Source organism: Polaromonas sp., from assembly GCF_031411155.1.
In the GTDB taxonomy this organism is placed as follows: domain Bacteria; phylum Pseudomonadota; class Gammaproteobacteria; order Burkholderiales; family Burkholderiaceae_C; genus Polaromonas.
This window is the reverse complement of record NZ_JANOAL010000277.1, coordinates 1-6,002: the sequence shown is the minus strand read 5'-3', so window position 1 is coordinate 6,002 and position 6,002 is coordinate 1. Positions and strand designations below refer to the sequence as shown.

The following is a 6,002-nucleotide window of genomic DNA, read 5'->3' as shown; positions in this document are numbered from 1 at the left end:
TGGTACCACGACCACCGGCTGGATTTCACGGGCCCCAATGTCTACCGCGGCCTGACCGGCTTTTACCTGCTGTTCGATGAAATCGACTCCGGCAACGAACTCGACCCGAATCCGAAGGCATTGCGCCTGCCCAGCGGCGTTGGCAAGTACGACGTTCCGCTGGTGTTTCAGGACAAGCAGTTTGACTCCAGCGGCTACCTGGCCTTCGACCAGTTCAACACCAAGGGCATTCTGGGCAACAAGTTTTGCGTCAACGGCAAGGTTCAGCCGAAGTTCTCGGTGGAGCGGCGCAAGTACCGCTTTCGCCTGCTCGACGGCGGCCCGTCGCGCTTTTACGAGTTCTACCTGACCGACGGCAGCGGCGTGAACCAGAGCTTCACCTACATTTCCAACGATGGCAACCTGCTGCCCGCGCCCCTGCCGGGCGTGAAAAAGGTGCACCTGGGCGTGGCCGAGCGGGCCGACATCGTGGTCGACTTTTCCCAGTACCCGATCGGCACCAGGCTCTACCTGGTGAACCGCCTGATCCAGATCGACGGCCGCGGGCCGGAAGACGCCCTGGTCAACACCCGGGGCGCTGATGGATTGCTGACCACGGCCGGGACGCAGATCCTGCGTTTCGATATTGACAGCAACCCGGCGACGCCCGACCTGAGCCAGGTGCCGGCCACCTTGCGCGAGTTGCCGCCCATCGATCTCGCGGAAGTCAAGGCCAACCGGCGGTGGGAGTTTGACAAGGTGAACGAAGTCTGGACCGTCAACGGCAAGACTTTCGATGTGGAGACGGCCTCCGCCAAACCCAAGCGCGGCACCGCCGAAATCTGGACGCTCAAGGGCAAGGGCAACTGGCACCACCCGGTTCATATCCACTTCGAGGAAGGCCGCATCCTGTCGCGCAATGGCAAGCCGCCGCCGCCGCACGAGGCCGGACGCAAGGACGTCTATGTGCTGGAGCCGGGCGAGGAAGTGCGCCTGTTCATCCGGTTCAGGGAATTTACCGGCAAGTACATGATGCACTGCCACAACCTGATCCATGAAGACCACGCGATGATGATTCGCTGGGACATTGTTGAATAAACCAGGAGCCCCGCCATGAACAACTTTGACTCCACCCCTGAGCGCGCCGGGCAAAACTCCAAGCGCGACTGGCTCAAATGGATGGGCGGCGCGGCACTGGCGCCGGTGCTGGCGGCCAGCGGCGCAACCCCGGCGGCCAGCGCGGCCAGAGCCGGGCCGCGCGCCGACTACTTTCCCAACACCATGGTGCAAACCCATGACGGCAAAAAACTGCGGTTTTACGACGACGTGGTGCGCGGAAAAATCGTCGTGTTCAACATGATGTACTCGGTATGCACCGGCATCTGCCCCGGCAACACCGCCAATCTGCTGCAGGTGCAGCAGGCGCTGGGCAGCCGGCTTGGCAAGGACGTCTTCATGTACTCGATGACCCTGCAGCCCGAACTGGATACGCCGAGGGCCTTGCAGGACTATGTCAACAGCTACCACATCCAGCCCGGCTGGACCTTTCTGACCGGCCGCCCCCAGGAGATGGACGTGATCCGGCGCAAGCTCGGTTTCTACAACGACGACCCGAAGATTGACGCCGATCTTGCCAACCACACCGGCATGGTCCGCATCGGCAACGAGTCGCTGGACCGCTGGTTCATGATGCCGGCGCTGAGCCCTTCAAAACAGATCGCGCGCGCCATCTTGCAGCTGTAGCCGCGGTGCACCACCGCCCGCACCAGCGCGGTGCGACGCAAGGAATTCCCGACGCCTCGGGAATGGCAAGCCGCGCCGGCACACACCGCCGGCGCGGGCTCTTGCCTGGACAACAGTCGCGTCGCCAGGCCGTATCACCCCGGCGCGGCTAACATCGGCCTATGCCCGCTTATTCCATTTGCTCCATTGCTTCCCCAAACCCATGGCCGGGGCGCCGGCGCCGCGGCTTTTTGTCGTTGGCGCCCATCGCCTCGTCGGCTGACCCTGCAGGACCGACTCCAAAAAAAGCAGAAAGGTAGCCGCATGGCAGTTTCACTCGATGGCCAGCTGGTGGTGGCGATCTCGTCACGGGCCCTGTTCGACCTGGAGGAAGAAAACCGGGTGTTCGAGCAGGCCAACGACCGCGCCTACATGCAGCTGCAGCTGGACCGGCTGGAGCACACCGCCAAGCCGGGCGTGGCGTTTGCGCTGGTCAAAAAGCTGCTGGCGTTCAACGATGCCAAGAATCAGCGGGTCGAGGTGGTGATCCTGTCGCGCAACGACCCGGTGTCTGGCCTGCGGGTGTTCCGCTCGGTGCAAAGCCATGCGCTGACGGTGGCGCGCGGTGTCTTTACCCGGGGCCGCGAGCCCTGGCGCTACCTGACGCCGCTGCGCGCCAACCTGTTCCTGTCGGCCAATCCGGACGATGTCAAGGCGGCGCTGCGCATGGGCTTTCCGGCGGCCACCGTCGCCACCCATTCGGTGCGCGCCCAGGACAACTACCCGAACGAAGTGCGCATCGCCTTTGACGGCGACGCGGTGCTGTTTTCCGACGAGGCCGAGCGCGTGTTTCAGGAGTCGGGCCTGCCCGCCTTTCAGCAGCACGAAAGCGACAAGGCGGTGCTGCCCCTGCCCGCCGGCCCGTTCAAGCCGCTGCTGATTGCGCTGCACCGGCTGCAGCAGGCCGGCACGCCCGACATGCGCATACGCACCGCCCTGGTCACGGCCCGCAGCGCCCCGGCGCACGAGCGCGCGATCCGCACGCTGATGAACTGGAACATCGAGGTCGATGAAGCGATGTTTCTGGGCGGCCTGGCCAAGGGCGAATTTTTGCGCGAGTTCGAGCCCGACTTCTTCTTTGACGACCAGACCGGCCATGTCGATGCGGCGGCCCGGCATGTGCCATCGGGCCATGTCGCCAGCGGTGTTTCCAACCCGTCGTCGTGATTCCTGACAACAAAAAACTGCCCCCCATGACCACAGCCCCCAGCCCTTCCGGATTTTTTGCCAAGCTCAAGGCCTTCCAGCAGTTCGGCGCCCGGGTCTGGGCGCTGTCGGCGCCCTACTTCCGCTCTGAAGACAAATGGAAGGCGCGCGGCCTGCTGCTGGCGATCGTGCTGCTCAATCTGGGCGCGGTCTACATGCTGGTGCTGCTCAATGACTGGAACCGGGTGTTTTACGACGCACTGCAAAACAAGGACGCGGCGGTGTTCTGGACGCAACTGGGGCGCTTCACCTACCTGGCGTTTGCCTTCATCATCATCGCGGTCTACCGCTTTTACCTGACGCAGCTGCTGGAAGTGCGCTGGCGCGCCTGGATGACGGGGCATTATTTACAGCGCTGGCTGGCCGACCATGCGTTTTACCAGCTGGAGCTGGCGCGCTTTTCGGGTGCAGACAAAACCGCCAACAGCTCGGACAACCCGGACCAGCGGATTCAGGAAGACATCAACCTGTTCACCTCCTACAGCATTTCGCTCAGCATGGGCCTCTTGAACGCAGTGGTGACGCTGGTCAGCTTTGTCGGCATCCTGTGGTCGCTGTCGGGCGCTTTTGCCTTTACCGTCGGCGGCAGCAGCTACAGCATTCCGGGCTTCATGGTCTGGATGGCGGTGCTGTATTGCGTGGTGGGCAGTGTCATCACCCACTACATCGGCCGGCCGCAGATCAAGCTCAACTACCAGCAGCAGCGCTACGAGGCCGACTTTCGCCACCACATGGTGCGGGTGCGTGAATACAGCGAATCGATTGCGCTGGACAAGGGCGAGGCGGTGGAGCGGGCGCAGCTGGACACCCGCTTCGCCGCGGTGCTGGCCAATTACCTGCTGCTGATCAAAAAGCAGAAAAACCTGGTCTGGTTCACCAATTTTTTTGGCCAGGCGGCGGTGGTGTTTCCCTTCATCGTGGCGGCGCCGCGCTTTTTCAGCGGCGCGATTCAGCTCGGCGAGCTGATTCAGATTTCGTCGGCCTTTGGCCGGGTGCAGGACTCGCTGAGCTGGCTGGTCGACAACTACAGCAGCCTGGCGGCCTGGCGCGCCACGACCGACCGTCTGACCAGTTTTGAGGACCATATTGTGGCGCTAGCCCAGGCAGAACAAGTGCAGACGGCTATTAATTCAATAGCAATCAACAGCCGGCCAGCGGTCAACGCCGACACCCTGGTGGCCCATGAGCTGAGCCTGGGCCTGCCCACCGGGGCCACCCTGCTGAGCGGTGTGTCGCTGCAGGCCGGCCCCGGCGAGAGCGTGCTGGTCAAGGGGCCGTCGGGCAGCGGCAAGTCCACGCTGTTCCGGGCCTTTGCCGGCATCTGGCCGTTTGCCAGGGGCCAGGCGCATTTGCCGCAGGATGCCATGTTCATTCCGCAGCGGCCCTACTTTCCCGACGGCACGCTGCGCGACGCGCTGGCCTACCCGCAGCCCGCAGCGCAGTACAGCGACGAGGCGCTGAAGCTGGCGCTGGTCGATGCGCTGCTGCCGCAACTGGCGAGCCGGCTCGACGAGAAGGACGCCTGGAGCCAGAAGCTGTCGGGCGGCGAGCAGCAACGGCTGGCAATTGCCCGCGTGCTGCTGAAAAAACCGCGCTGGATTTTTGCCGACGAAGCCACCAGTGCGCTCGACGAGGTGGCCGAGCAAAGCCTGTACGCAAAACTACTGGCGCACATCCGCTCGGTTCATGGCACCATCGTCTCCATCGCCCACCGCCCCAGCGTGGCGGCGTTTCACAGCAAACTATGGGAGCTGGAAAAACTGCCCGCAGGCGCCCCCGCGCTGTACCAGATCCATGCCAGACCAGGCCACGCGCCGCACAATGACTGAATGCCCGAAGAAGTAAACCCGCCCGCCCGCGCTGCCTCCACCGCCACCGCGGCTCCCCCGTCCGCGTGGGATCCGATCAAGGTTCCGGTGTTTCGCATGCTGTGGAGCACCTGGCTGGTGGCCAACACCTGCATGTGGATGAACGACGTCGCGGCCGCCTGGCTGATGACGTCGATGACCACCACGCCGATCTGGGTGGCGCTGGTGCAGACCGCCTCTACCCTGCCGGTGTTCCTGCTGGGTCTGCCCAGCGGCGCGCTGGCCGACATTCTGGACCGGCGGCGCTACTTCATCATGACGCAGTTCTGGGTGGCGGCGGTGGCCGTGCTGCTGTGCATCACCGTGATTGCCGACGTGATGACGCCGGCGCTGCTGCTGGCCCTGACCTTTGCCAACGGCGTCGGCCTGGCGATGCGCTGGCCGGTGTTTGCGGCCATCGTGCCCGAGCTGGTGCCGCGCGTGCAGCTGCCCGCCGCGCTGGCGCTGAACGGGGTGGCGATGAACGCCTCGCGCATCATCGGGCCGCTGCTGGCCGGCGCGCTGATTGCCAGTGCCGGCACCGAGTATGTGTTTGTGCTCAATGCCGTGCTGTCGGTGATCTCGGGCTTTGTCATCATGCGCTGGCGGCGCGACCATGTGGCCAGCCCGCTGGGCCGCGAGCGCCTGATCAGCGCCATGCGCGTGGGCCTGCAATACGTGGTGCAGTCGAGCCGGCTGCGGGCGGTGCTGGTGCGGGTGTCGCTGTTTTTTCTGCATTCCACCGCGCTGCTGGCGCTGCTGCCGCTGGTGGCGCGCGGCCTGCACGGCGGCGGTGCCGGCACCTTCACGCTGCTGCTGGCCTCGATGGGCGCGGGCGCCATCTTCGCCGCCATGTACCTGCCGCGCCTGCGCCAGATGATGGCGCGCGACACGCTGGTGCTGCGCGCGACCATGCTGCAGTCGGCATCGACCGCGGTGATGGCGTTTGCGCCCAATGTCTATGTGGCGGTGCCGGCCATGCTGCTCAATGGCATGGCCTGGATCACCTGCGCCAATTCGCTCAGCGTGTCGGCCCAGCTGGCGCTGCCCGACTGGGTGCGGGCACGCGGCATGTCGATGTACCAGATGGCGATCATGGGCGCCAGCGCGCTGGGCGCCGCCTTGTGGGGCCAGGTGGCCACGGTCGGCGGCCTGCAGACCTGCCTGCTGGTGGCGGCCCTGAGCGGC

Annotated in this window: 5 protein-coding genes; all 5 read left to right on the top strand. The window is 64.8% G+C overall.

Features of this window, described 5'->3' with window-relative positions; translation table 11 throughout:
- Nucleotides 1-1,077, top strand: a 1,077-nt coding sequence (locus RMO23_RS16620; protein ID WP_309683788.1) for a multicopper oxidase domain-containing protein, incomplete at its 5' end; no start/stop codon positions are given.
- Nucleotides 1,078-1,092: 15 nt separating this feature from the next.
- Nucleotides 1,093-1,722: an SCO family protein gene (locus tag RMO23_RS16615; protein ID WP_309683786.1), complete on the top strand. Its 630-nt coding sequence runs from the start codon at nucleotides 1,093-1,095 to the stop codon at nucleotides 1,720-1,722.
- 303 nt (nucleotides 1,723-2,025) lie between these two features.
- Nucleotides 2,026-2,928 carry a 5'-nucleotidase gene (locus RMO23_RS16610; protein ID WP_309683783.1) on the top strand — a complete coding sequence of 301 codons (903 nt, stop codon included), beginning with the start codon at nucleotides 2,026-2,028 and terminating at the stop codon, nucleotides 2,926-2,928.
- A gap of 26 nt (nucleotides 2,929-2,954) precedes the next feature.
- On the top strand, nucleotides 2,955-4,796 hold the full coding sequence (locus RMO23_RS16605; RefSeq protein ID WP_309683781.1) for an ABC transporter ATP-binding protein/permease: 1,842 nt from the start codon (nucleotides 2,955-2,957) through the stop codon (nucleotides 4,794-4,796).
- Nucleotides 4,797-6,002 (top strand): MFS transporter (locus tag RMO23_RS16600; RefSeq protein ID WP_309683779.1); only part of this gene is annotated, 1,206 nt, incomplete at its 3' end.

Excerpts from the sequence above, each read along its gene's own strand:
- RMO23_RS16610 (WP_309683783.1), top strand. The coding sequence starts at position 2,026 with ATGGCAGTTTCACTCGATGGCCAGCTGGTGGTGGCGATCTCGTCACGG.
- RMO23_RS16605 (WP_309683781.1), top strand. The coding sequence starts at position 2,955 with ATGACCACAGCCCCCAGCCCTTCCGGATTTTTTGCCAAGCTCAAGGCC.
- RMO23_RS16615 (WP_309683786.1), top strand. The coding sequence starts at position 1,093 with ATGAACAACTTTGACTCCACCCCTGAGCGCGCCGGGCAAAACTCCAAG.